Here is a 236-nt window from a genome sequence, read left to right on the forward strand (position 1 = left end):
TTGGGAGTGAGAGCAGAGGATATACGGGTTCATCATAAGCTCGCCTTTCCGCAGACGCATCTTCATATGCGTGATGTTCCATCGGCAAGTTTTGGAGCCAGTGAGACACGCCCGATAAATATGAGTGTTGTGTTTGCGATTAAGACGTGAGGTGTTGAGATGTCGACGATTTATGATTGGTCTTTAAGTGCATCGGAGAATGGTGGTGCGGATGATCTGATTAATTGGTCAGAAGG

Origin of the sequence: Bartonella sp. AA89HNZF (assembly GCF_042196905.1) — a bacterium.
Taxonomy (GTDB): Bacteria; Pseudomonadota; Alphaproteobacteria; order Rhizobiales; family Rhizobiaceae; genus Bartonella.